This is a genomic window from Stenotrophomonas sp. MMGLT7 (assembly GCF_021168555.1).
Lineage (GTDB): Bacteria > Pseudomonadota > Gammaproteobacteria > Xanthomonadales > Xanthomonadaceae > MMGLT7.
This window is the reverse complement of the sequence record NZ_JAJOZS010000003.1, coordinates 1-21,791: the sequence shown is the minus strand read 5'-3', so window position 1 is coordinate 21,791 and position 21,791 is coordinate 1. Positions and strand designations below refer to the sequence as shown.

The 21,791-nt window shown below is 70.7% G+C and carries 16 protein-coding genes; 14 read left to right on the top strand and 2 right to left on the bottom strand.

Going from position 1 to position 21,791, the window contains the following annotated elements; all coding sequences use genetic code 11:
• Entirely contained in the window at positions 1-1,422 is a 1,422-nt protein-coding gene (locus tag LRX76_RS04875; RefSeq protein ID WP_231802701.1) for an SH3 domain-containing protein, read from the bottom strand.
• Positions 1,423-1,647: 225 nt separating this feature from the next.
• Here LRX76_RS04875 and LRX76_RS04870 point away from each other — a divergent pair, with 225 nt between their 5' ends.
• The 5 genes from LRX76_RS04870 to LRX76_RS04850 all read left to right on the top strand — a co-directional run bounded on the left by LRX76_RS04870 (position 1,648) and on the right by LRX76_RS04850 (position 11,602).
• A complete protein-coding gene (locus LRX76_RS04870) occupies positions 1,648-3,075 on the top strand; it encodes a transglutaminase domain-containing protein (protein ID WP_231803342.1) in 1,428 nt (475 codons plus the stop codon).
• A 48-nt stretch (positions 3,076-3,123) separates the two neighbouring features.
• Positions 3,124-6,120, top strand: a complete 2,997-nt coding sequence (locus LRX76_RS04865; protein WP_231802699.1) for a TonB-dependent receptor — start codon at positions 3,124-3,126, stop codon at positions 6,118-6,120.
• Positions 6,121-6,290: 170 nt separating this feature from the next.
• Entirely contained in the window at positions 6,291-8,993 is a 2,703-nt protein-coding gene (locus tag LRX76_RS04860) for a TonB-dependent receptor (RefSeq protein WP_231803340.1), read from the top strand.
• Between the two features lie 59 nt (positions 8,994-9,052).
• Positions 9,053-10,678, top strand: a complete 1,626-nt coding sequence (locus LRX76_RS04855; protein ID WP_231802697.1) for a serine hydrolase domain-containing protein — start codon at positions 9,053-9,055, stop codon at positions 10,676-10,678.
• 141 nt (positions 10,679-10,819) lie between these two features.
• Positions 10,820-11,602, top strand: coding sequence for an N-acetylmuramoyl-L-alanine amidase (locus LRX76_RS04850; RefSeq protein WP_231802695.1), 783 nt, complete (start codon positions 10,820-10,822; stop codon positions 11,600-11,602).
• Positions 11,603-11,695: 93 nt separating this feature from the next.
• Here the strand turns inward: LRX76_RS04850 and LRX76_RS04845 are convergent, their stop codons facing one another.
• Positions 11,696-12,193: a hypothetical protein gene (locus LRX76_RS04845; RefSeq protein WP_231802693.1), complete on the bottom strand. Its 498-nt coding sequence runs from the start codon at positions 12,191-12,193 to the stop codon at positions 11,696-11,698.
• A 180-nt stretch (positions 12,194-12,373) separates the two neighbouring features.
• On the opposite strand from LRX76_RS04845, the gene LRX76_RS04840 reads away from it, so the two are divergent.
• From LRX76_RS04840 to LRX76_RS04800, 9 genes are all read left to right on the top strand, one after another.
• On the top strand, positions 12,374-13,093 hold the full coding sequence (locus LRX76_RS04840) for a M15 family metallopeptidase (protein WP_231802691.1): 720 nt from the start codon (positions 12,374-12,376) through the stop codon (positions 13,091-13,093).
• Between the two features lie 4 nt (positions 13,094-13,097).
• On the top strand, positions 13,098-13,295 hold the full coding sequence (locus LRX76_RS04835) for a CPXCG motif-containing cysteine-rich protein (protein WP_231802689.1): 198 nt from the start codon (positions 13,098-13,100) through the stop codon (positions 13,293-13,295).
• 61 nt (positions 13,296-13,356) lie between these two features.
• Positions 13,357-13,737, top strand: a complete 381-nt coding sequence (locus LRX76_RS04830; protein ID WP_231802687.1) for a hypothetical protein — start codon at positions 13,357-13,359, stop codon at positions 13,735-13,737.
• Between the two features lie 221 nt (positions 13,738-13,958).
• The gene (locus LRX76_RS04825) at positions 13,959-14,294 is read left to right on the top strand and encodes an EF-hand domain-containing protein (protein ID WP_231802685.1); all 336 of its coding nucleotides are present in this window, start codon (positions 13,959-13,961) and stop codon (positions 14,292-14,294) included.
• 182 nt (positions 14,295-14,476) lie between these two features.
• Positions 14,477-15,256 (top strand): HAD family hydrolase, encoded by a 780-nt coding sequence (locus LRX76_RS04820; RefSeq protein ID WP_231802683.1) that lies wholly within the window; start codon positions 14,477-14,479, stop codon positions 15,254-15,256.
• A gap of 122 nt (positions 15,257-15,378) precedes the next feature.
• Entirely contained in the window at positions 15,379-15,759 is a 381-nt protein-coding gene (locus LRX76_RS04815; RefSeq protein WP_231802681.1) for a hypothetical protein, read from the top strand.
• Positions 15,760-15,830: 71 nt separating this feature from the next.
• Complete coding sequence (locus LRX76_RS04810; protein ID WP_231802679.1) at positions 15,831-17,144, top strand: TolC family protein; 1,314 nt, start codon at positions 15,831-15,833, stop codon at positions 17,142-17,144.
• Positions 17,141-18,532 carry an efflux RND transporter periplasmic adaptor subunit gene (locus tag LRX76_RS04805; RefSeq protein ID WP_231802677.1) on the top strand — a complete coding sequence of 464 codons (1,392 nt, stop codon included), beginning with the start codon at positions 17,141-17,143 and terminating at the stop codon, positions 18,530-18,532. The genes LRX76_RS04810 and LRX76_RS04805 overlap by 4 nt, the downstream gene beginning before the upstream one ends.
• Positions 18,529-21,669: a CusA/CzcA family heavy metal efflux RND transporter gene (locus LRX76_RS04800; protein WP_231802675.1), complete on the top strand. Its 3,141-nt coding sequence runs from the start codon at positions 18,529-18,531 to the stop codon at positions 21,667-21,669. The genes LRX76_RS04805 and LRX76_RS04800 overlap by 4 nt, the downstream gene beginning before the upstream one ends.
• Positions 21,670-21,791 lie beyond the last annotated feature (122 nt).

Here is a 21,791-nt window from a genome sequence, read left to right as displayed (position 1 = left end):
TCAGCGGATGCGCTGGATGTTGGTGATGAGGTCGACGTAGCTGGCGGTGTCGCTGGCCAGCATCGGCTCCAGCGGCGTCACTGACACCCCGTTCAGGTGTGCGGACACGCGCTTGCCGTCGGGCCCGCGCCAGCCGCCGCCGGCGGTGTCGTGGATCATGTAGGTCAGGCCCTGGTCGTGGCCGAGCGTGACCATCACGTGGCCGGGGATGTAGACCAGGTCGCCGACCTGCAGCGCCTCGACCGCGGCCATGCGCTTGGCGCTGCCGTCGGTAGTGTCGAAGGCGATGCGGTCCAGCGCCGGGCTGACCGCCTGCGCGCTGGTGTTGCGCGGAACCAGCACGCCGAAGCTGCGGTAGATCTCCGAGACGAAGCCGCTGCAGTCGCGGGTGCCGTAGTCGTGGCCCCAGCCGTAGCGCTCGCCGAGGAACTTGAAGGCCTGTGCGATGAGGTTGCGCGGGGTCAGCGGCAGGTAGTCGGCGGCGCTGTCGGCGGTGCGCGGCAGCAGCGCGGGAACCAGCTGCAGGCGGCCGTCGGCGTCGCGGATGGGAAGTTCGATCACGTACGAGGTGTAGGCCTGCTGGCCGTTGACCGGCGCGTCCGGCGGCCAGTCGGCCAGCACCGGCACGCGCACGCCCATGTCCAGCTGCAGCCGCGAGACCTGCGGCTGCTCGGGCGTGTACGCGGTGAAGGCGGTGGGACCCGTGACGATGCGGTAGGGCGTCTTGCGCGCATAGCCGAACACCTGTTCGGCGCTGCCGGTGGCGACGAAGGCCTTCTCCATCCAGGCGTAGTAGCGCTCGCTGGCGACGAACACCCATTGGCCGTCGCCGCTTTCGTGCAGCACGACCACCGCATCGCCGGGGAACAGCGCCGATTCCTGGAAACGGTCGATGTCGGTGTCGCCGATGCGGCTGAACACCCGCAACGAGGTCGGGAATGCGCGCAGCGCGGCGCGATGGACGACCAGTCCGTACCGCAGCGGCTGCGTGGCCGGGATCGCGTCCAGCACCAGGTTGGCCTGCAGCCGCGCCAGGGTGGCGGCGTCGATCCGCTGGCCGGCCGCGTCGTAGAGCGGGCGGCTGGGCGGGGACGACAGCTCGCCGATCCGTTCGCGCACCCAGGCCGCCGGCATCGGCTGCGGCAACGCGCGCAGGTCGTGGATCGCCGGATCCAGCGCACGCATGCGTGCGTTCTGCGCATCGATCGCGGCGCGGTCGAGGATCGGCCTGTCCGGATCGGGCTGCAGGTCGATCCAGTGCTGCGGCGTGAGCTGCTGCCGCGACAGCGCGACGACCCCGGTGTCCGCATCGACCGCCAGCGGCTGGCGGGCGCTGGCGCCCGGCGCCAGCAACGCCAGCAGCAACACCGCCGCGACGATGCGGCGCGGCAGCGGCGCGAGGGAACGAAGCAGGCTTTTCATGGCCGCGCTGTCTCCGGGTACGAGGTCATTGAATAGTTATTCCTTTGATGTTCGATTGCAAGAATAAATTATTGACGGTGGTTGGGCCGCGTGCTACACAACGATCACCCCCCGCTTCCACCCGACCCCCCGGGAAGTGCCGCCGTGGCAAGCCGCTGTCGTCCCCCTGTTATTGCAGCCCTCGCCGCCCGGCGCCAGTGGTTCGTGCGATCGCTGCTCGCCGCGGTGCTGGCGGCGGCGATCCCGGCGGCGGCCGCGCAGGCCGTTGCGACTTTGCAGCAGGTGGTCGCGCAGGTGGACCGCGGGCAGTTCGCGCAGGCCGAGGCCGCCATCGCGCAGGCGCTGGCGGATCGGCGGCTGCCGCAGGCGCAGCGCGAGCGGCTCGAGTTCGAGCGCGAGCGCATGCGCCGCATCCGCCTGGATTTCGGGCTGGACGCCGAGCAGGCCAAGGCCAGGATCCGCAACGCGATCCCGGACCTGCGCGAGGACGAGTTCGCCGCCTGGGACGCGGCCGGCCTGATCGAGCACCTGGACATCGACGGCCAGCGCCGCTACTTCAACCGCGCGCCGTCCAACCTGTTCCGGCTGAGCCCCGCCGCCGCCGCGCGCCGTGCGCCGCCGGTGCGGCCCTTGCGCAGTGGCCCCTACGAGACCTTGAACCCGCATCACCGCGAGGTGATCGAGGCCGCGCGCGACAGCGCCTCCACCAGCCTGGCGCCGCGCCGCCTGCGCGTGACCCAGTCGCTCACCGTGCATGCCGACGCGGTGCCGGCCGGCGAGACCGTGCGCGCCTGGATTCCCTATCCGCGCGCCATCCCCGGCCAGCAGGAAGACATCCGCTGGGTCGGCAGCGTGCCGGCCGGCGGCGAGCCCGCGGCCGAGGACGCGCTGCAGCGCACCGCGTACCTGCAGGCGCCGGCAGTGGCAGGCCGGCCGACGAAGTTCTCCATCAGCTACGAGCTGACCGTCTACGCGCGCCACTTCGACATCGACCCGGACAAGGTGGTGCCGGCACCGGCCAGCGCCGGACTGGCGCCGTACCTGCAGCCGCGGCCGCCGCACGTGGTGTTCACCCCGGCGCTGCGCGAGTTCTCCAGGCAGGTGGTGGGCGATGAGACCAATCCCTACCGCATCGCCCGCAAGCTGTTCGCCGCGGTCGACCGCATTCCCTGGGCCGGCGCGCGCGAGTACTCGACCCTGTCCAACATCAGCGACTACGCGCTGCACGCCGGCCACGCCGACTGCGGCCAGCAGACGCTGCTGCTGATCGCGCTGCTGCGCATGAACGGCATCCCCGCGCGCTGGCAGTCCGGCTGGACCTTCTCCGACGACGCCGTCGGCTACGACAACATGCACGACTGGGGCTGGATGTACCTGGCGCCGTACGGCTGGGTGCCGATGGACGTGACCACCGGCGCGCTCGACAGCGACGATCCGGCACTGCGCGACTTCTACTTCGGCGGGCTGGACGCGTACCGCATCGCCTTCAACGACGACTGGACGCAACCGCTGGTGCCGGCCAAGCGCTTCTTCCGCTCCGAGACGGTGGATTCGCAGCGCGGCGAGGCCGAATGGCGCGGCGGCAACCTGTACTTCGATCAATGGGACTACGACTTCGACTGGCGGATGCTGCCGCCAGGGGACCGTCACTGAGGCCGGGACGCCACGCAACCACCACATTCACCTGAAGGAGAGAGCAGGATGAACGGCAAGAGTTTGAGAAGGGCGGCGCTGTGCGCCGCGCTGGGCGCCTGCCTGGGGGCGATGGCGCCGATGGCGATGGCGCAGAGCGCAACCGGCGCCATCGCCGGTCGCGCCAACGCCGGCGACCAGATCACCATCACCAATCCCAGTACCGGGCTGACCCGCACGGTCACCGTGGGCAGTGACGGCACGTACCGCCTGGGGCAGCTGCCGGTAGGCAACTACAGCCTGCAGGTCAGGCGCGATGGAGAAACCGACAGGGAGCCGCTGGGCGTGAGCGTGTCGCTGGGCGGTACCACCACCGTCAACCTGGGCGGCAGCGGCAACGCGGTGACACTGGATTCGGTGCAGGTGGTCGGGTCGAGGATCGTCAACCGCGTGGACGTGCATTCCACCGAGACCTCGTTCAACGTCGGCCGCGAGGAACTGGCGCGCATGCCGGTGGACCAGAGCGTCGAGTCCGTGGCCCTGCTGGCACCGGGCGTGGTCGCCTCGGGGGCCACCTTCGGCGGCCTGACCTTCGGCGGTTCGTCGGTGGCGGAGAACGCCTACTACATCAATGGCCTCAACGTGACCGACCCGTATCGCCGCCAGGGCTTCTCGACGGTGCCGTTCAACTTCTACCAGGAGTTCCAGGTCAAGACCGGCGGCTATTCGGCCGAGTTCGGCCGCAGCACCGGCGGTGTCATCAATGCCATCACCCGCTCGGGCGGCAACGAGTTCCAGGGCGGCGTGGAAGTCACCCTGGAGCCCTCGGCCTGGGCCTCGGCGAAGAAGGACCACTTCCACCGCGACGGCACCATCGACGAGCGCGATCGCACCAGCCGCGACCGCAACCCGCTGTTCAAGACCAACGTATGGGCGTCCGGTCCCATAGTGAAGGACCGGCTGTTCTTCTTCGCCATGTACGAGGACCGCGACAACGACTCCAGGGACATCGACACCAGCCAGGCCTGGAAAACCAGGAGCGACAACGACTTCTGGGGCGGAAAGCTCGATTGGCGCATCACCGACGACCACCTGCTGGAACTGCTGGCCTTCTCCGACAAGGCCGATTCTGTCACCACCAGCTATGACGACTACGACTGGGACACCGGCGAGTTCGGCGCGCGCTCGGGCGAAAGCAGCACGGGCTCGGGCGGCGACAACTGGTCGCTCACCTATACCGGCCATCTCGCCGACAACTTCGTCGCCAAGGCGATGTATGGCGTGAACAAGCGCAGCGCCACCAGCGGCAGCCCGCTGGACGGCGCCTGCAGCATCGTCACCCTGGCCAGCAGCTACACCCAGATCTACGGCCCCAGGTCCAACGAAGGCTGCCATCCGACCAACGGCAGCATCAGCAGCCGCTACGACAAGCGCGAGGCGGCGCGCCTGGACTTCGAGTGGACGCTCGGCGACCACCTGCTGCGCTTCGGCCTCGACCAGGAAGTGATGGATTCGGACAGCTCGGTGGTGTACCCGGGCGACGGTGTCAGCTACCAGGCCCAGGCCGCCACGCCGGGCGGGGTGCTGCCGAACGGCGCGCTGATCCCGGACGGCGTCACCCGCATCATCGACGCGCGCCGCTACGTCACCGGCTCGCCGGTCAGTACCAAGGCGCAGGCGTTCTACCTGGAAGACAACTGGAGCGTCACGCCCAACCTGCTGTTGAACCTCGGCGTGCGCTTCGACCAGTTCCACAACAAGCTCGCATCGGGCGCGACCTTCGCCAAGACCAAGTTCAACGACATGATCTCCCCGCGCCTGGGCTTCAGCTGGGACGTGAAGGGCGATGGCACGACCAAGGTGTTCGGCAACGCGGGCCGCTACTACCTGCCGCTGACCAACAAGCTCGCCGACTATTTCGGTGGTGGAACCACGGACGAGCATACCTATTACGTGCTCAACGGCTGGACCGAGAGGCAGAACCCGCTTACCGGCGCCCCCTATCTCGCGCCGGACCTCGGTGCGCAGATCGGCGCGGTCAACACCGAGGGCAATGCCCCGGCGCCGACGGACGTGCGCACCGCGGTCGCCCGCGACCTGAAGCAGGTGTTCCAGGACGAGTTCATCGTCGGCTTCCAGCAGGCCATCAACCAGGAGTGGTCGTACGGCGTCAATGCCACCTACCGCAGGATGACCCGCGCCGTGGAAGACGCGCGCATCAACCACGTGGAAGGATGCCCCTGGTACTCCGGCGACTGGCCCATCATCAACCCCGGCGAGAAGGCGACGTTGTGGTGCCCGGATACGGATGGCTGGGTCGAGTTCGATTCCTCCAAGGACGGCTACCAGGCCTCCGGCAGCGGCATCGTGATGGGCTACAAGAAGCCCAAGCGCACCTACAAGGCGATCGAGGTCCAGCTCGACCGCGCGTGGGACGACAAGTGGGCCTTCAACGCCAGCTACATCTGGTCCAGGAGCGAGGGCAACATCGAGGGGCCGGTGAACTCGGATACGGGCTACGCCGACACCAACCTGGTGCAGTACTACGACCATCCGGCGGTCAACGAGCGCTACGGCGTGCTGTTCAACGACTTCCGCCACCAGTTCAAGCTGCGCGGCAGCTACAAGCTCAACGAACAGTGGTCGTTCGGCAGCACGCTTTCCGCACGCTCGGGTGGGCCGATCACCGCCTTCGGCGTGGTCTGGCCCGACGACAGCCGCACTGCGGGCGGCCCCGGCGAGTTCAGCGGCGGCGGATCGGGCTGGCTGTGCGTGGCCAACTGTTCCGACTGGGCGAGCCGCGAGCTGGTCTATTCCGAGCGTGGCGCCTTCGGCCGGATGCCATGGGTCGTCGACCTGGGCGCCAGCGTGACCTGGACGCTGCCGGTGGAGGGCATCGACCTGAAGGCACGCCTGTCCGTATACAACCTGCTCAACAGGCAGACGGTCGTCAACGTCCATTCCCGCTATGAAGGACAGCCGGGAACCAAGCTCCCCTACTTCGGAGAGGGTACGGTCTGGCAGCCACCGCGCTACACCAACCTGGTGGTCACCTGGAACTTCTGATGCGGGCGCGGTCCGGCTGGCCAATGCCGCGCTCCGTGATCACTACCGGGACGGGACGCCACGTCCGACAATCGGCCACCACCACTTCCCCTGAAGGAGAGAGCAGGATGAACGGCAAGAGTTTGAGACGGGCGGCGCTGTGCGTCGCGCTGGGCGCCTGCCTGGGGACGATGGCGTCGGCCGCGTCCGCGCAGGAGACCAAGGACCTGGACCAGGTCACGGTGACCGGCTCGCGCATCGCGCGCGCGGAGGTGGAGGGGCCGGCGCCGGTCACCGTCATCACCGCGCAGGAAATCCAGAAGCAGGGCTTCAGCACCGTGTGGGAGTCGCTGGGCACGCTGACCCAGTTCAGCGGCAGCGCGTTCAACGAGAGCGACCAGACCGGCAGCTCGCCCAACGGGCAGTACCTCAACCTGCGCGGGCTGGGGCCGGGCTACCAGCTGATCCTGCTCAACGGCAAGCGCATCGCCGACTATCCGCAGTCCTACGGCGCCAACGGCACCGCGGTCAGCCTGGGCAGCATCCCGGCGGCGGCGGTGGAGCGCATCGAGGTGATGAGCGGCGGCGCGTCGGCGATCTACGGTTCCGACGCGGTGGCCGGCGTGGTCAACATCATCACCAGGACCGACTACAACGGCGACACGGTGCGCCTGCGCGGCGGCACCACCACCCGTGGCGGCGGCGACACCGGCCAGCTGCAATGGAGCGGCGGCCGCACCGGCGACCGCTGGAGCCTGACCTACGCGTTCGAGCGCCTGGACCGCGAACCCATCGTCGCCACCCAGCGCGACTTCATGGACTCGTACTACGACCATCCGGACAACCGCGCCGATCCGTCCAGCCCCAACGCCTCGATCTCCGGCGTCTACCTGCGCCAGGGCAGCACCTACCTGTGGCCGAGCGCCGGCGGGCTGTCCACCTCGGCCGATGCGCTGGCCGAGGCCTGCGCGGCGACCAACCCAGGCTTCACCCCGTACAAGACCAGCGACAGCCTGGCCGCGCCCAACCGCTGCGGCGCGTTCGGCTACTACGAGGGCCGCTCGGTGCAGAACGGCTACGGCAAGACCTCCGCCTACCTGTCCGGTACCTTCGACTTCACCGCCGACGTGCAGGGCTACGCGCAGCTGCTGGGCAACCGCTCCAGGGACAAGAGCTCCAGCCAGACCCACTACTACATCGGCGAAGGCGCCTTCACCGCCTACGACCCCGACCTGGGGCTGGTGACCGCGCAGCGCATCTTCCTGCCGTCGGAAGTGGGCGGCATCAAGAACATCGAGTACGACGAGAAGTCGTGGAACGTGAACGCCGGCGTGCGCGGCAAGCTGTTCGACGGCCGCTTCGACTGGGATGCGAGCGTGTCGATGTCGCGCTACGACATCACCACGCATCGCCCGCGCTTCCTCACCAACGCGGTGCGCGACTACTACCTGGGGCCGATCCAGGGCTATACCGCCGACGGCGTCGAGATCCGCCAGTTCCGTACCGACCGGCTGTTCGCGCCCGGCAGCGCGGCGCTGTACGACCAGCTCACCACCGACGTGGTCAGCCGCGGCGAATCCAGCACCGACCAGGCCCAGTTCGTGTTCAGCGGCGACCTGTTCGAGCTGCCGGCGGGCATGGTGCAGGTCGCCGCCGTGCTGGAGGCGGCGCGGCAGAAGTACGACCTCGACCCGGATCCGCGCACCACCGTGGACTACACCGGCAGCGAGCGCATCTACAACCTGACCCAGACCCCGGGCGGCGGCTCGCGCGACCGCTACGCCGCCGGGCTGGAACTGCGAGTGCCGATCTTCAGCCGCCTCAATGCCACGCTGGCCGGCCGCTACGACAAGTACGACGACATCACCTCGGTCGATGCCGCCACCACCTGGCAGGCCGGGCTGGAATGGCGTCCGTTCGACAACCTGCTGCTGCGCGGCAGCCACGCCACCAGCTTCCGCGCGCCGGACCTGCTGTGGATCTATGCCGGCACCAGCGCCAACAACCCCACCGTCACCGACGAGTACCTGTGCCGGCGCGCCGGGCTGGACCCGCTGTCCGACGCCTGCTCGGCCGCCTACGAGTACCAGACCTTCTCCACGCAGTCGTCCAATCCGCTGCTGGAGGAGGAGAAGGGCAAGTCGACCACGCTCGGCTTCGTCTGGGACATCCTGCCGGCGCTGTCGCTGAGCGCGGACTACTACCGCATCGAGCTGGAGGGCCGGGTGGAGTCGATCTCCAGCGAGACCCTGCTGGAGAACAACGCCAGCTGCCTGCTCGGCAGCGACCGTGCCGGCAATGCGGTCGATACCGCCTCGGCGGCGTGCCGGTTCTACATCGACTCGGTCACCCGCAGCCCCGGCACCGAGCTGACCGCCGAGGGCCAGATCACCGCGTTCGAGACCTTCCCGATCAACCAGTCGCTGATGCGCACCGACGGCATCGACGCGAACCTGCGCTACAGCTTCGATGCCGGCCGCTGGGGCTCCTTCGGCCTGCAGGCCGGGTACACCCGCGTGCTGAAGATGGAGGTGGCGCAGTTCGCCGACGCCGAGCCGGTGGACGTGATGAACGACGTCGACTACCTGGCGTTCCGCACCCGCAGCAACTGGCGGGTGAACTGGAACATCGGCGACTGGTCGACCAGCCTGTACGGCTATCGCTACGGCTCGCGCCCGAACTACGCCGAGACCGGCCGGGTGGCACCGTACGTGATCTGGAACGCGGACATCTCCAAGAGGATCACCGACAAGGCGACGATCGGGTTGAGCGTGCTCAACGTGTTCGACAAGCTGCACCCGAAGGACGACAGCTACACGGCGTGGCCGTACTTCCCGCGCGTGTACAGCGCGATCGGGCGGCAGGTGTATGCCAACTTCACCTACGATTTCTGATCTGGCCACGACGGCCGTGGCGGCCGGCTGGCGGCGCGGCACGGAAGGACGGCGATGACATGACCCACGATGCCCAGGCTCCGCTGCGACCGCACATCCCGGCCGCCGTACGCGCAATGGCGGCCGGCCTGCTCCTGGCGCTTGCGACCGCTTCCCAGGCGGGAGGGGCGGCGCCGGCCGCCGTCCCGGTGGCGCAGCCGGCGCTGGACCGCCTGTTCGACCAGGCCATGGCCCGCTACCGGCTCCCGGGCCTGGCGGTGGGCGTGATCGAGGACGGCCAGGTCGCCTACGTGCGCACCGCCGGCGAACTCGCGGCCGGGAGCGGCGAGGCGGTCGATGCCGACACCCTGTTCAAGATCGCCTCCAACAGCAAGGCGATGACCACCGCAGTGCTGGCGCGGCTGGTCGATGCCGGCAGGCTGCGCTGGGACGACCCGGTCACGAAGTACCTGCCGCAGTTCCGCATGCACGACCCCTGGGTCACCGCCAACATCCAGGTGCGCGACCTGCTGATCCACAACAGCGGCCTGGGGCTGGGCGCCGGCGACCTGATGCTGTGGCCCGAGCCCAACGACTTCACCCGCGCCGACATCATCGCCGGCCTGGCCCATCTCAGGCCCACCCACAGCTTCCGCTCGCACTACGCCTACGACAACCTGCTGTACGTGGTCGCCGGCGAGGTCGCCGCGGCCGCGGGCGGCAAGCCCTACGAGCAACTGGTGCGCGAACAGGTGTTCGCGCCGCTGGGGATGGATCGCTGCCAGGTCGGCGGCTGGTCGCGCGCCGCGGTCGGCAACGTCGCCCAGCCGCACATGCGCCAGGACGGCCGCAACGTGCCGGTGCGCGAGGACGGCGCGGTGATCCCCGATTCGCCGTCGATGGCGGCCGGCGGCATCCGCTGCAGCGTCAGCGACATGCTTGCCTGGATGCAGGCCTGGCTGCAGCCCGATCCGGCCAGGCCGTGGCTGTCGGACGAGCAGCGGCGGGCGGTGTGGACGCTGCAGACGCCGATGCCGGTCTCCCGGCGCATGCGCGACTGGGACGGCACCCGCATGTACGGCTATGGCTACGGCTGGCGCATCTCCGACGTCGATGGTGAGTGGAAGGTGGCGCACACCGGCACGCTGATGGGCATGTATTCCTCGCTGGTGCTGCTGCCGGACCGCCGCAGCGGCTTCATCATCCTGATCAACGGCGAGGGCGAGCAGGCACGCACAACCCTGGGCGAGGCATTGACCAAGCGCTTCACCCGGCCGGACCGGCCCGGGCTCGACGTGGACCACTACGCCGGGCTGATCGCCGCGCAGGAGCGGCAGTCCTCCGCCACGGCGGCGCGCAAGCCGGACACCTCGTCGCGGCGCGCCGTCGCCAGCGCCGAGCTGAAAGCGTGGGAGGGCACCTGGCGCGATCCGTGGTTCGGCGAGGTCCGGCTGTGCCCGCAGGCCGGCAGCGTCGAGTTCCGCGCCATCCGCTCGCCGATGCTGCATGGCCGGGTGATGCGCGTGGGCGGGCGCTTGCTGGTGGACTGGGCCGAGGCCAGCGTCGATGCCGAGCCCTGGCTGCTGTTCTCCGGCCAGGGCGCGCAGCGCCGGCTGCGGCTGGAACACGTCGACCCGGATGCCGACTTCAGCTACGACTATCCCGACCTCGACTTCGCCTGGACCGGCCCCTGCCCACCCTCGTAGGCGCGATCTCCCGGATCGACCGTAGGAGCGACTTCAGTCGCGATCGCGGCCTTGCCGGTAGAGCCAGATCGCGACTGAAGTCGCTCCTACGCCTGCCGCAGGCACCCCCATTCTTCCCTTCCTCCATTGCCCCGACATGCCATGAACGATTCCTTCCCGCGCCGTCTCCGTCCCCGCCTGGCGATGCTGCTGCTCGCCGCGGCCCTGCTGTCGGCCTGTGGCCACGTTCCCCAGCGCAACCCGCTGGCGCATTGGGTGCCGTCGACCAACCAGGACGAGCGCCGTCCGATCCTGATCGTGCTGCACTACACCGACCAGGATTCGGTGCAGGAGAGCCTGGACACGCTGCGCACCCGCAACAGCGGCGGCCCGGTGAGCGCGCACTACCTCGTCGGCCGCGACGGCTCGCGCTACCAGCTGGTCAGCGACGAGCGCCGCGCCTGGCATGGCGGCCCCGGCCGCTGGGGCACGATCACCGACATCAACTCCGCCTCCATCGGCATCGAGCTGGACAACGACGGCAGTTCGCCGTTCCCGCCCGAGCAGATCGACAGCCTGCTGGTGCTGCTGGAGGACCTTTGCACGCGGCTGCGCATCCCGCGCACGCAGATCGTCGGCCACCAGGACTTCGCCCCCGGGCGCAAGATCGACCCGGGCCCGCTGTTCCCGTGGAAGCGGCTGGCCGAGGCCGGCTTCGGCCTCTGGCCGGCGGACGACGCACCGCCGCCGCCGCCCGGCTTCGATCCGTGGCTGGCGCTGCGCCTGATCGGCTATCCGCTGGACGATCGCGCCGCCACCGTGCGCGCGTTCCGCAACCATTTCCGCGGCATGGAAGGCGATGCGCTCGATGCCGAGGACCTGCGCATCCTGCATGCGCTGGCGTGGCCGGCGGCGGACGCATCCGCGGGCGCGGCCGCGGAATGAGCGATGGAGGCCGTTGCGGCGCGATTGCCGGCCGCTCGCACTCACGCCACGCTCCCGGCGCCGCCCACGACGCCGGTAGCGTGGCGACCGACGTCAATTGCCGGTTTGCTGCTCCCGGTCGGCGCTGCGGCGCAATGCCTCGAACTCCGTTCCCAGGATGAACTCGGGCTTCTTCTCCTCGGCGAGCTTGGAGTGGTAGTAGATGTAGTAGCGCTTGATCGCCGGCAGGTACTGCTTGGCGGCATCGTCCAGCGGCCGCGAGGCAAGCTCGGCGATCTGCCTGACCTGCTCGGGCGCGACCGCCTCGGGCTCTCGGCGGGCCAGGTCGTCCGCCATCTGCGGGGTGACCTGGGCGGTGTCCACGGCGGCCACCCTGGCCTCGTGGGCTTCGTCCGCCTTGGCGTTGAGCAGGCCGCCGCGGATCATCTCGATCGCCACGACCGAACAGAACAGGGCGAGCGAAATCGCCAGATGCACCAGCGAGGTCTTCAGGCGTGGCCTCTTGAACACGACGTACGAGAGGAACATGAGTATCGCCGCCATGACGTACAAGAAGAACAGCGCGCCGATGATGTTGAGCGTGGTTTCCATGCGTGGTGCATTCCATTTGGGAAGGATCGAGGGGCGCGGATTGTAGGGGATGGTGCCGGCCGGAGCCACCTCCTGGCGCTCGCGACCGATGCCTGAGCGCCGATGCCGCGGCGTCGTCGCGCTTGACAGTGGATGCGCGGTTGCCTTGTGCTGTGCGCAGCCGCTTCAGGGAGTTCGCCGATGTCCTTGCCACGCCGCCACACCGTCCGTCTCTGCGTCGCCGTGCTGGCGCTGCCGTGGTGGGGGGCGCTCGCGGCCGAGCCGGACGTGTCGGCCGCAGCCACGCCGGCCCAGGCCGGCATGCGCGAGATCCGCGAGCTGGCGCCGGACATCGCGCTGGACATCCGCTACGCCGGCAGCGACAACTTCACCGGCCGCCCGGTGCCCGGCTACGACGCCGCCAAGTGCTACCTGCTGGAGCCGGCCGCGGTGGCCCTGGCCCGGGTGCAGGCGGCGCTGCGCCGCGAGGGCTACTCGCTGCAGGTGTTCGACTGCTACCGCCCGGCGCAGTCGGTGAAGGCCTTCGTCGACTGGGTCGCCGCCGCCGACGATCCGCGTGCCAAGGCCGCCCATTACCCGAACGTGGACAAGCGTGCGCTGCTGGACGGCTACATCGCCGGGACCTCCGGCCACAGCCGCGGGGCCACCGTCGACCTCACGCTGCTCGACTGCCGCGCCGGCGCCTGCGTGCCGCTGGACATGGGCACCGGCTTCGACTACTTCGATCCGCGCGCGCATACCGATGCGCCCGGCCTGAGCGCGGCGCAGGCCGGCAACCGCCGGCGCCTGCTGCAGGCGATGGCGGCCGGCGGCTTCGGCAACTACCCGATGGAGTGGTGGCACTACACCCTGCGCCCGGAGCCCGCGCCGGACACCGCCTACGATTTCCCGGTACGCTGACTCCATGTCCTCGATGCTTCAGTTCCAGCAGGTCGCCTGCCCGTACTGCGGGGAGTGGATCGATCTGGCCGTGGACGCCTCGGCCGGCGCACAGCAGTACGTGGAAGACTGCCAGGTCTGCTGCCGGCCGATGCTGGTCATCGTGGCGGTGGACGCGCAGGACCAGGCCGAGGTCTCGGTCCGTGCCGAGAACGAAGGCTGATCCGGCCGCGGAAACGGTACCGGCGCTCGCGTAGACTGGCGCCTTTGATCGAGGGTCGCCGATGAACCTGTCGCTGCATTTCGGCCTGCTGGGGACGCTGGAGGCTGGCCTGATCGCGTTGGCGATCGGCTTCCTGGTCTACCTGCTGTGGTCGCGGCTGGCATCGTGGCTGGGCTGGTCCAGCGGGGTGACGCTGGGCTGGGCCTGTGTCATCGCCGTCGCCATCGGCGCCGGCGTGGATGCCTGGAACCTGTTCTACACCAGCATCGTACGGCTGGAGTCGCCGCTGTACGCGCGCATCGCGCTGCAGTCGATCCACGATCCGGACCAGCTCGGCGCGCGCGTGGTGGTCGAGGCGGTCGCCGCGGTGGCGGGCGTGGCGCTTTCGTTCTGGGTGTTCAGTTCGCGTATGGCTTCCGCCGCCAGCGAGGACGGCGCCTGAGCACGGCCGAAAGCGGGCATCGGTCGCATAAATCGCGGCATCCAATGCAAGCCTTACGTCGAGGTCACAGGATGCTAACCACGGCGGTAACGCGCTATCGGACGCCTGTGGTTAAAAGCCCGTTTGCCGGGCGGCCGAGCAGTAAACCACGTTCATTTGCGCGGGTTAGGGTGGGCGACGTGCGGGATCGGCCGTGCATTCTTCACCGAACAGGAGACCCCATGAACACTCGCAAGAACACTTCCAAGCTGATTGCCCTGGGTGCCGCGCTGGCCGCCGCGGTGGCGTTGCCGGCAATGGCGCAGAGTGCGCAGCAGGATGCGGCCGCCACCAATCCGGCTGCCGCACAGCCGCAGTCGGCGGCCTCGGGCGGCGGGCAGACCTGGGAAAGCGTGGACACCGACGGCGACGGCACCATCAGCAAGCAGGAGGCACAGGTCAACGCCGGGCTGACGCAGATCTTCGACCAGGCAGACAGCGACAAGAACGGCAAGCTGACCACCGACGAGTACAAGGCCTTCGTCGCCAGCCAGCAGGCCGGGTCGACGCAGCCCTGAGGCTAGCTTTCCCGCCGCCTTTGGCGGCGGTCGCATGACACCTATCGCGCGGTATCGACGGGGTGGCCCTGGCCACCCCGTTCGCCGTTCCGGCATCCGGCCGTGCGCATGATCGCAGCCGCGCCGGAAGACGGCCGCCGCCGGGGAACTGATCGGCGGCTGATATGCTTGCCGCCATGAAAATGACTGCACCTTTCGATCGCGACGGCATCGCCCTGGTCGGTTTCGACGGCGACGACACACTCTGGAAAAGCGAGGACTACTACCGCAGGGCCGAGGAGGAGTTCGAGCAGATCCTCGGCCGCTACATCGACCTGCAGGACGCGGGGACCGCGCGCCACCTGCTGGAGGTGGAACGCCGCAACCTCGGCGTGTTCGGCTACGGCGCCAAGGGCATGACGCTGTCGATGATCGAGGCGGCGGTGGAACTGACCGACGCGGCCATCGACGCGCACGACATCCGCGCGATCGTGGAGATCGGCCGGCGCACGCTGCAGCATCCGGTCGAGCTGATCGACGGCGTGCGCGAGGCGGTGGCGCAGATCGCGCGCGACTTCGAGGTCGTGCTGATCACCAAGGGCGATCTGTTCCACCAGGAGCAGAAGATCGAGCAGTCCGGCCTGTCCGACCTGTTCCCGCGCATCGAGGTGGTCTCGGAGAAGGATCCGCAGACCTATGCCCGCGTGCTGTCCGAGTTCGACCTGCCGCCGGCGCGCTTCGTCATGGTCGGCAACTCGCTGCGTTCGGACATCGAGCCGGTGCTCACGCTGGGCGGCTGGGGCATCCATACCCCGTACGCGGTCACCTGGGCGCACGAGACCGAGCACGGCGTGCAGGCCGGCGACAGCCGCGTCTACGAGGTCGACCAGGCCGCTGGCTGGCCGCAGGCGGTGGCCGAGATCGCACGGGTCGCGTGTGGGGGTGAGGCGGGGATTGGGGATTCGGGATTGGGGATTCGGTAAAAGCAGAAGCAGGGCTTTTTTGGAACCCCAATCTCACGCATCCACGCCCAGCCACTGCGACCGATAGCCGCAGCGCTGCCTTCCGGCGCGTCCGCGCGCAGGGGCCGGTTTAGCATGGCGCTGTGAAGAACCCGGTCCGCCATCGCCGTTCGAGGATCGCCCTGCTGGCGATCCTGTGCCTGCTGTGCCAGCAGCTGGCGATGGCCGCGGCGTGCGCGATGCCGCCACTGCCTGCGCCGGCGATGTCCGAGCACTGCGCCGAGGCCGGCATCGCCATGCACCGCGATGCCGACCCGCAGGCGCCGTGCCAGACCCACGATGCCGCCGGACAGGCGGTGCTGGGCGACCACGCGCCGCCGGCGGTGCCGATGCAGGCGCTGCCGCCGCCGTTGTTCCCGCTGGCATTGCAGGCCGCCGCGCCGGCGGCCTCCCCGCTCGCGGCGGCGATGCCGCTGCATGCCGATCCGCCGCCGCGGCTGCGCTACTGCACCCTGCTGATCTAGCCCCGTTCTCCTTCCTGCTGGCCGTCGCGGCGTAGTCGCCGCGCCCGTTTCCTGCCCTGGCTGGAGAAACCATGTTCCCGTTTTCCCGTTTCCGTTCCGTCGAGCGGACGCCGGCGCGTGGCGCCGGAAGGCCCCCATCGTGGGTGCTGTTGCTGCTCGCCCTGATTCCCCCGCTCGCGCCGGCGCAGGCCGCGGCCGATGCTTCCGCACCGGTATCGCTGTCGCAGGCGGTCGCGCTGGCCGGCGCCCGCGCGCCGATGCTCGAGGCCCGCCGGCACGCGCTGCTGGCCGCGCGCGAGGAAGCCGCGCGCGCCGGCGCGCTGCCCGATCCGATGCTCGGCGTCGGCATCGACAACCTGCCGGCAAGCGGCGGCGATGCCTTCGACGGCAGCGCCGAGGACATGACCATGCGCCGGATCTCGCTGTCGCAGCAGATCCCGTCGGCCGCCAAGCGGCGCGCGCAGACCGCGCTGGCCGCGCGCGAGACCGAACTGGCCGAGGCGATGTCCAGCGCCGAGCTGCTGGCGGTGCGCCGGGCCAGCGCCGAGGCCTGGATCGAGCTGTGGGCGGCGCAGCGCGAATACCTCGCGCTGCAGGCCCAGCGCGAGCAGGCCGGGCTGGCGCAGCGGCTGGCCAGGGCCCGCGCCGCCAGCGGCGCCGGCAGCGTGGCCGAGGCGCTGGCGGCTGCGGCGGCGGTGCTGGAACTGGACGAGCGCCTGGAAGCGGCGCGTGCCGGCGAGCAGGCGGCGCAGGCCGGGCTGGCGCGCTGGCTGGGGGATGCCGCGCCGGTCGCCAGCGCCGAGGCGGTGGATTTCGCCCGCCTGCCGCTGGCGGAAGCCGCGCTGGTGGACGGCATCGACCGCAGCGGCGCGCTGCTGCCGGCGTCGGCGCAGGTGGAGGCGGCGGCCGCCGCGATCGACGCCGCGCGCGCGGACAAGCGCCCGGACTGGAACGTCGGCGTGGCCTACGGTCTGCGCCAGGGTCGGCGCAGCGACATGCTGTCGCTGGAGGTCGGCATCGGCCTGCCGCTGTTCGCACGTTCCCGCCAGGACCACGGCATCGCCGCGCGCGAGGCCGACTACCGCGCCACCCTGGCCGCGCGCGAGGACCTGCGCCGCCAGCAGCGGGCGCAGCTGCAGGCCGACCTCGCCCGCTGGCACGGGTTGCAGCGGCAGGTCGAGCGCTACCGGTCGGCATTGCTGCCGCTGGCGCGCGACCGCAGCGCCGCGGCGCTGGCCGGCTACCGCGCCGGCGCGCCGCTGCAGCCGTGGCTGGACGCACGTCGCGACGAACTCGATGCCGAGATGGCGCAGGTGCGCACCCTCGGCGATCTCGGGCGCGCCTGGGCCGCGCTCGCCTACCTGCTGCCGGAGAGCATCCCATGAAGACCTCCACGATCGCCGCCGCCGTGCTGGCGGTGCTAACCGCGCTGGCTGCCGGCTTCCTGCTCGGCCGCCACCATCCCGTGCCGGCGCCCGCCAAGGATGCCGCGGGCGCGCAGCGCGAAGTGCTGTACTGGTACGACCCGATGATGCCGGCGCAGCACTTCGACAAGCCGGGCAAATCCCCGTTCATGGACATGCAGCTGGTGCCGCGCTACGCCGACGAGGCGAGCGCCGCCGACGATGCGGTGCGGATCTCGCCGGCGCTGTCGCAATCGCTGGGCGTGCGCACCGTGGCGGTCCGGCGCGGTGCGCTGGCGCGGCGGCTGCAGGTGCCGGGCACGCTTGCCTGGGACCCGACGCGCGAGCAGGTGGTCAGCGTGCGCACCGATGCCGTGGTCGAGCGCCTGTACGCCAGGACGCCGTTCGCCAAGGTCCGTGCCGGGCAGCCGCTGGCGAGCCTGCTGGCGCCGGAATGGAGCGGCGCGCTGGCCGAGGCGCAGGCGCTGGCGGCGGCCGACTCGGCGCCGGCGCGGGAGCTGCGTGCGGCCGCGCAGCGCCGGCTGGCGGCGCTGGGCCTGCCGCCGGGCGCGCGGGTGCGGGGCGGGCGCATCGCCATCGCCGCGCCGGCCGATGGCGTGCTCACCGAGATCGGCGTGCGCGAGGGCGAGCTGGCCGCGGCCGGCACCCTTATGTTCCGCATCAACGGCAACGCCGGCGTCTGGCTGGAGGCCGCGCTGCCGCAGGCCGACAGCGCCGGCATCGGCCCCGGCAGCGTTGCCCGCGTGCGCGTGGACGCGTGGCCGGGCGAGGTGTTCGACGGTCGCGTGCAGGCGCTGCTGCCGCAGGTGGACGCGGCCACCCGCAGCCGGCGCGCGCGCATCGTCCTCGACAACGCCGACGGCCGGCTGGCGGCGGGCATGTTCGCCGAGGTCGAGCTGGAGGCGACGCCTGCCGCGGCGCAGCTGCTGGTGCCGTCGGAGGCGCTGATCGAGGGGCAGGGGCCGGCGCGGGTGATCGTAGCCGATGGCGAGGGGCGGTTCCGGCCGGTCGCGGTGCGCGCCGGGCGCAGCGGCGGCGGCATGACCGAGATCCTCGCCGGCCTGCGCGAAGGCGAACAGGTGGTGGCCTCGGGCCAGTTCCTGATCGACTCGGAGGCGAGCCTGTCCGGCGCGCTGGAGCGGCTGGGTTCGGTGGGGGACGACGTGGTCGCGGACGGCGCGAGTGCGGGCGGCACGGGCGGTGCCGGCATCGCGGAGGACATGCCGCAAGCGCAACCGCATCGGCACGACCGCGGGCACGCGCCCGCAGCCGAGCCGGTGCCGGCCGGACACGAGCATGCCGCGCATGCGCACGCGGCCGATGCCGCCAGCGCGGAGCCGCAGCCATGATCGCCGCCATCATCCGCGCCTGCATCGGCCATCGCCGCTGGGTGCTGCTGGCGGCACTGGTGCTGGCCGTTGCCGGCGTCTGGTCGCTGCTGCGCACCCCGCTGGACGCACTGCCGGACCTGTCCGACACCCAGGTGATCATCCGCACCGAGTGGCCCGGGCAGACCCCGCGCATCGTCGAGGACCAGGTCACCTATCCGCTCACCACCACCATGCTGTCGGTGCCCGGGGTGAAGGCGGTGCGCGGCTATTCGTTCTTCGGCGACTCGTTCGTCTACGTCCTGTTCGACGACGAAACCGACCTGTACTGGGCGCGCTCGCGCGTGCTCGAGTACCTGGGCCAGGTGCGCGAGCGCCTGCCGGAGCAGGTCAATCCCTCGCTGGGGCCGGACGCCACCGGGCTGGGCTGGATCTACGAATACGCGCTGGTGGACCGCAGCGGCCGCCACGACCTGGGGCAGCTGCGCGCGCTGCAGGCCTGGTTCCTGCGCTACGCGCTCAAGACCGTGCCGGACGTGGCCGAGGTCGCCAGCATCGGCGGCATGGTCGCGGCCTGGCAGGTGGAGGCCGATCCGCAGGCGCTGGCCGCGCGCGGCATCACCGTGGAGCGGCTGGCCGACGCGATCCGCGACGCCAACGGCGCCACCGGCGGCTCGGTGATCGAGCAGGGCGAGGCCGAGGTGATGGTGCGCAGCGAGGGCTACCTGCGCACGCGCGAGGACTTCGAGCAGGTGCCGGTGGCCAGCGGCGCGGACGGCGTGCCGGTGCTGCTGCGCGATGTCGCCACGGTGCGGCGCGGGCCGGCGATGCGGCGCGGCATCGCCGAGCTCGACGGCCAGGGCGAGGTGGCCGGCGGCGTGGTGGTGCTGCGCTCGGGCAAGAACGCGCTGGCGACCATCGATGCGCTCAAGGCGCGGCTGGCCGAGCTGCGCGCCAGCCTGCCGGACGGGGTCGAGATCGTCCCGGTGTACGACCGCTCCGGGCTGATCCGCGAGGCGGTGCGGCACCTGTCCGGCAAGCTGGTCGAGGAGTTCGTGGTGGTGATGCTGGTGTGCGCGCTGTTCCTGTGGCACGTGCGCTCGGCGCTGGTGGCGGTGGTCACGCTGCCGCTCGGCGTGCTGGCCGCGTTCATCGTCATGCACCTGCAGGGCATCAGCGCCAACCTGCTGTCGCTGGGCGGCATCGCCATCGCCATCGGCGCGATGGTGGATGCGGCGGTGGTGCTGATCGAGAACGCGCACAAGCACCTGGAGCACTACCGCGAGCGCCATGGCGCCGATGCGCAGGGCGCGCGGCGCTGGCGGCTGATGTCCGACGCCGCCACCGAGGTCGGGCCGGCGCTGTTCGTCAGCCTGCTGGTGATCGCGCTGTCGTTCGTGCCGGTGTTCGCGCTGCAGGAGCAGGAAGGGCGGCTGTTCGCGCCGCTGGCCTTCACCAAGACCTACGCGATGGCGGCCGCGGCGATCCTGTCGATCACCCTGGTGCCGGTGCTGATGGGCTACCTGATCCGCGGCCGCATCCGCCCCGAGCACGACAACCCGCTCAACCGCCTGCTGATCGCCGCCTACCGGCCGCTGCTGGAATGGGTGCTGCGGCATCCGCGCGGCACGCTGCTGGCGGCGGCCGCGGCGCTGCTGCTCGGCGCGATCCCGCTGTCGCGGCTGGGCAGCGAGTTCATGCCGGCGATGGACGAGGGCACGCTGCTGTACATGCCCACGGCGCTGCCGGGGCTGTCGGCAGGCAAGGCGGCGCAGCTGCTGCAGCAGACCGACCGCATGATCATGAGCGTGCCGGAGGTGGCGCACGTGTTCGGCAAGGCCGGGCGCGCCGAGACCGCCACCGACCCGGCGCCGCTGGAGATGTTCGAGACCACCGTGACCTTCAAGCCGCGCGCGCAGTGGCGCCCGGGCATGACCCCGCGCAGGCTGCGCCAGGAGCTGGACCGCGCGGTGCAGGTGCCGGGCCTGACCAACCTGTGGGTGCCGCCGATCCGCAACCGCATCGACATGCTCGCCACCGGCATCAAGAGCCCGATCGGCATCAAGGTCTCCGGGCCGGACGTCGCCGAACTGGCGCGCCTGGGCGAGCAGGTCGAGCGGGTGGCGCGCGGCGTGCCGGGGGTGAGTTCGGCGGTGGCCGAGCGCATCGCCGGCGGCCGCTACCTGGACGTGCGCATCCACCCGCGGGCCGCCGCCCGCTACGGCCTCACCCAGGCCGGGCTGCAGCAGCTGATCGACACCGTAGTCGGCGGCACCCCGATCGCCCAGACCATCGAGGGCCGCGAGCGCTACCCGGTGGTGCTGCGCTACCCGCGCGCGCAGCGCGACTCGGCGCAGGCGCTGCGGTCGCTGCCGCTGGTGGCGCCGGACGGGGCGCTGCTGACCCTGGGGCAGGTGGCCGACATCGCCTACAGCGAGGGCCCGCCGATGCTGCGCAGCGACGACGCCCAGCTCGGCAACTACGTCTACGTCGACGTGGACGGGCGCGACCTGGGCTCGGTGGTGGCGGACCTGCAGGCGGCGGTGGCGCGGCAGATGCGGCTGCCGGCCGGCTACAGCCTGGGCTGGTCGGGCCAGTACGAGTACCTGCAGCGCGCCGGCGAGCGCCTGCGCCTGGTGGTGCCGCTGACCCTGGCGATCATCTTCGCGCTGATCTGGGTGGTGTTCCGGCGTGCCTCGGAGGCGGGGCTGATCATGCTCAGCGTGCCGCTGTCGCTGCTGGGCGGGCTGTGGCTGGTGTGGCTGCTGGGGCACGCGGTGTCGGTGGCCACGCTGATCGGCTTCATCGCCCTGGCCGGAGTGGCGGCCGAGTTCGGCGTGATCATGCTGCTGTACCTGCGCCATGCCTGGGATGCGCGGCTGGCGGCCGATCCGGGTGCCGGCGAGGACGCGCTGGATGCGGCCATCCGCGAAGGCGCGGTGCAGCGCGTGCGGCCCAAGGCGATGACCGTGGCGACGATCCTGGCAGGCCTGCTGCCGATGCTGGTCGGCGATGGCGCCGGCGCCGAGGTGATGCAGCGCATCGCCGCGCCGATTGTCGGCGGCATGCTCAGCGCGCCGCTGCTGTCGATGCTGGTGATCCCGGCAGCGTACAAGCTGCTGCGCGGCCGATCTTTGCGGCGCCGGCAGCGGGGCTGAAGGCCGGCCCGCGGCAAGTTGGATGGCCCGGAGCGACGTAGGAGCGACTTCAGTCGCGATGGGGCTTTACCGGTAACGCCCCATCGCGACTGAAGTCGCTCCTACATCGCTCCTACAGGAGA

Excerpts from the sequence above, each read along its gene's own strand:
- LRX76_RS04875 (WP_231802701.1), bottom strand. The coding sequence starts at position 1,422 with ATGAAAAGCCTGCTTCGTTCCCTCGCGCCGCTGCCGCGCCGCATCGTC.
- LRX76_RS04865 (WP_231802699.1), top strand. The coding sequence starts at position 3,124 with ATGAACGGCAAGAGTTTGAGAAGGGCGGCGCTGTGCGCCGCGCTGGGC.
- LRX76_RS04860 (WP_231803340.1), top strand. The coding sequence starts at position 6,291 with ATGGCGTCGGCCGCGTCCGCGCAGGAGACCAAGGACCTGGACCAGGTC.
- LRX76_RS04855 (WP_231802697.1), top strand. The coding sequence starts at position 9,053 with ATGACCCACGATGCCCAGGCTCCGCTGCGACCGCACATCCCGGCCGCC.
- LRX76_RS04850 (WP_231802695.1), top strand. The coding sequence starts at position 10,820 with ATGAACGATTCCTTCCCGCGCCGTCTCCGTCCCCGCCTGGCGATGCTG.
- LRX76_RS04845 (WP_231802693.1), bottom strand. The coding sequence starts at position 12,193 with ATGGAAACCACGCTCAACATCATCGGCGCGCTGTTCTTCTTGTACGTC.
- LRX76_RS04840 (WP_231802691.1), top strand. The coding sequence starts at position 12,374 with ATGTCCTTGCCACGCCGCCACACCGTCCGTCTCTGCGTCGCCGTGCTG.
- LRX76_RS04835 (WP_231802689.1), top strand. The coding sequence starts at position 13,098 with ATGTCCTCGATGCTTCAGTTCCAGCAGGTCGCCTGCCCGTACTGCGGG.
- LRX76_RS04830 (WP_231802687.1), top strand. The coding sequence starts at position 13,357 with ATGAACCTGTCGCTGCATTTCGGCCTGCTGGGGACGCTGGAGGCTGGC.
- LRX76_RS04825 (WP_231802685.1), top strand. The coding sequence starts at position 13,959 with ATGAACACTCGCAAGAACACTTCCAAGCTGATTGCCCTGGGTGCCGCG.
- LRX76_RS04820 (WP_231802683.1), top strand. The coding sequence starts at position 14,477 with ATGACTGCACCTTTCGATCGCGACGGCATCGCCCTGGTCGGTTTCGAC.
- LRX76_RS04810 (WP_231802679.1), top strand. The coding sequence starts at position 15,831 with ATGTTCCCGTTTTCCCGTTTCCGTTCCGTCGAGCGGACGCCGGCGCGT.
- LRX76_RS04805 (WP_231802677.1), top strand. The coding sequence starts at position 17,141 with ATGAAGACCTCCACGATCGCCGCCGCCGTGCTGGCGGTGCTAACCGCG.
- LRX76_RS04800 (WP_231802675.1), top strand. The coding sequence starts at position 18,529 with ATGATCGCCGCCATCATCCGCGCCTGCATCGGCCATCGCCGCTGGGTG.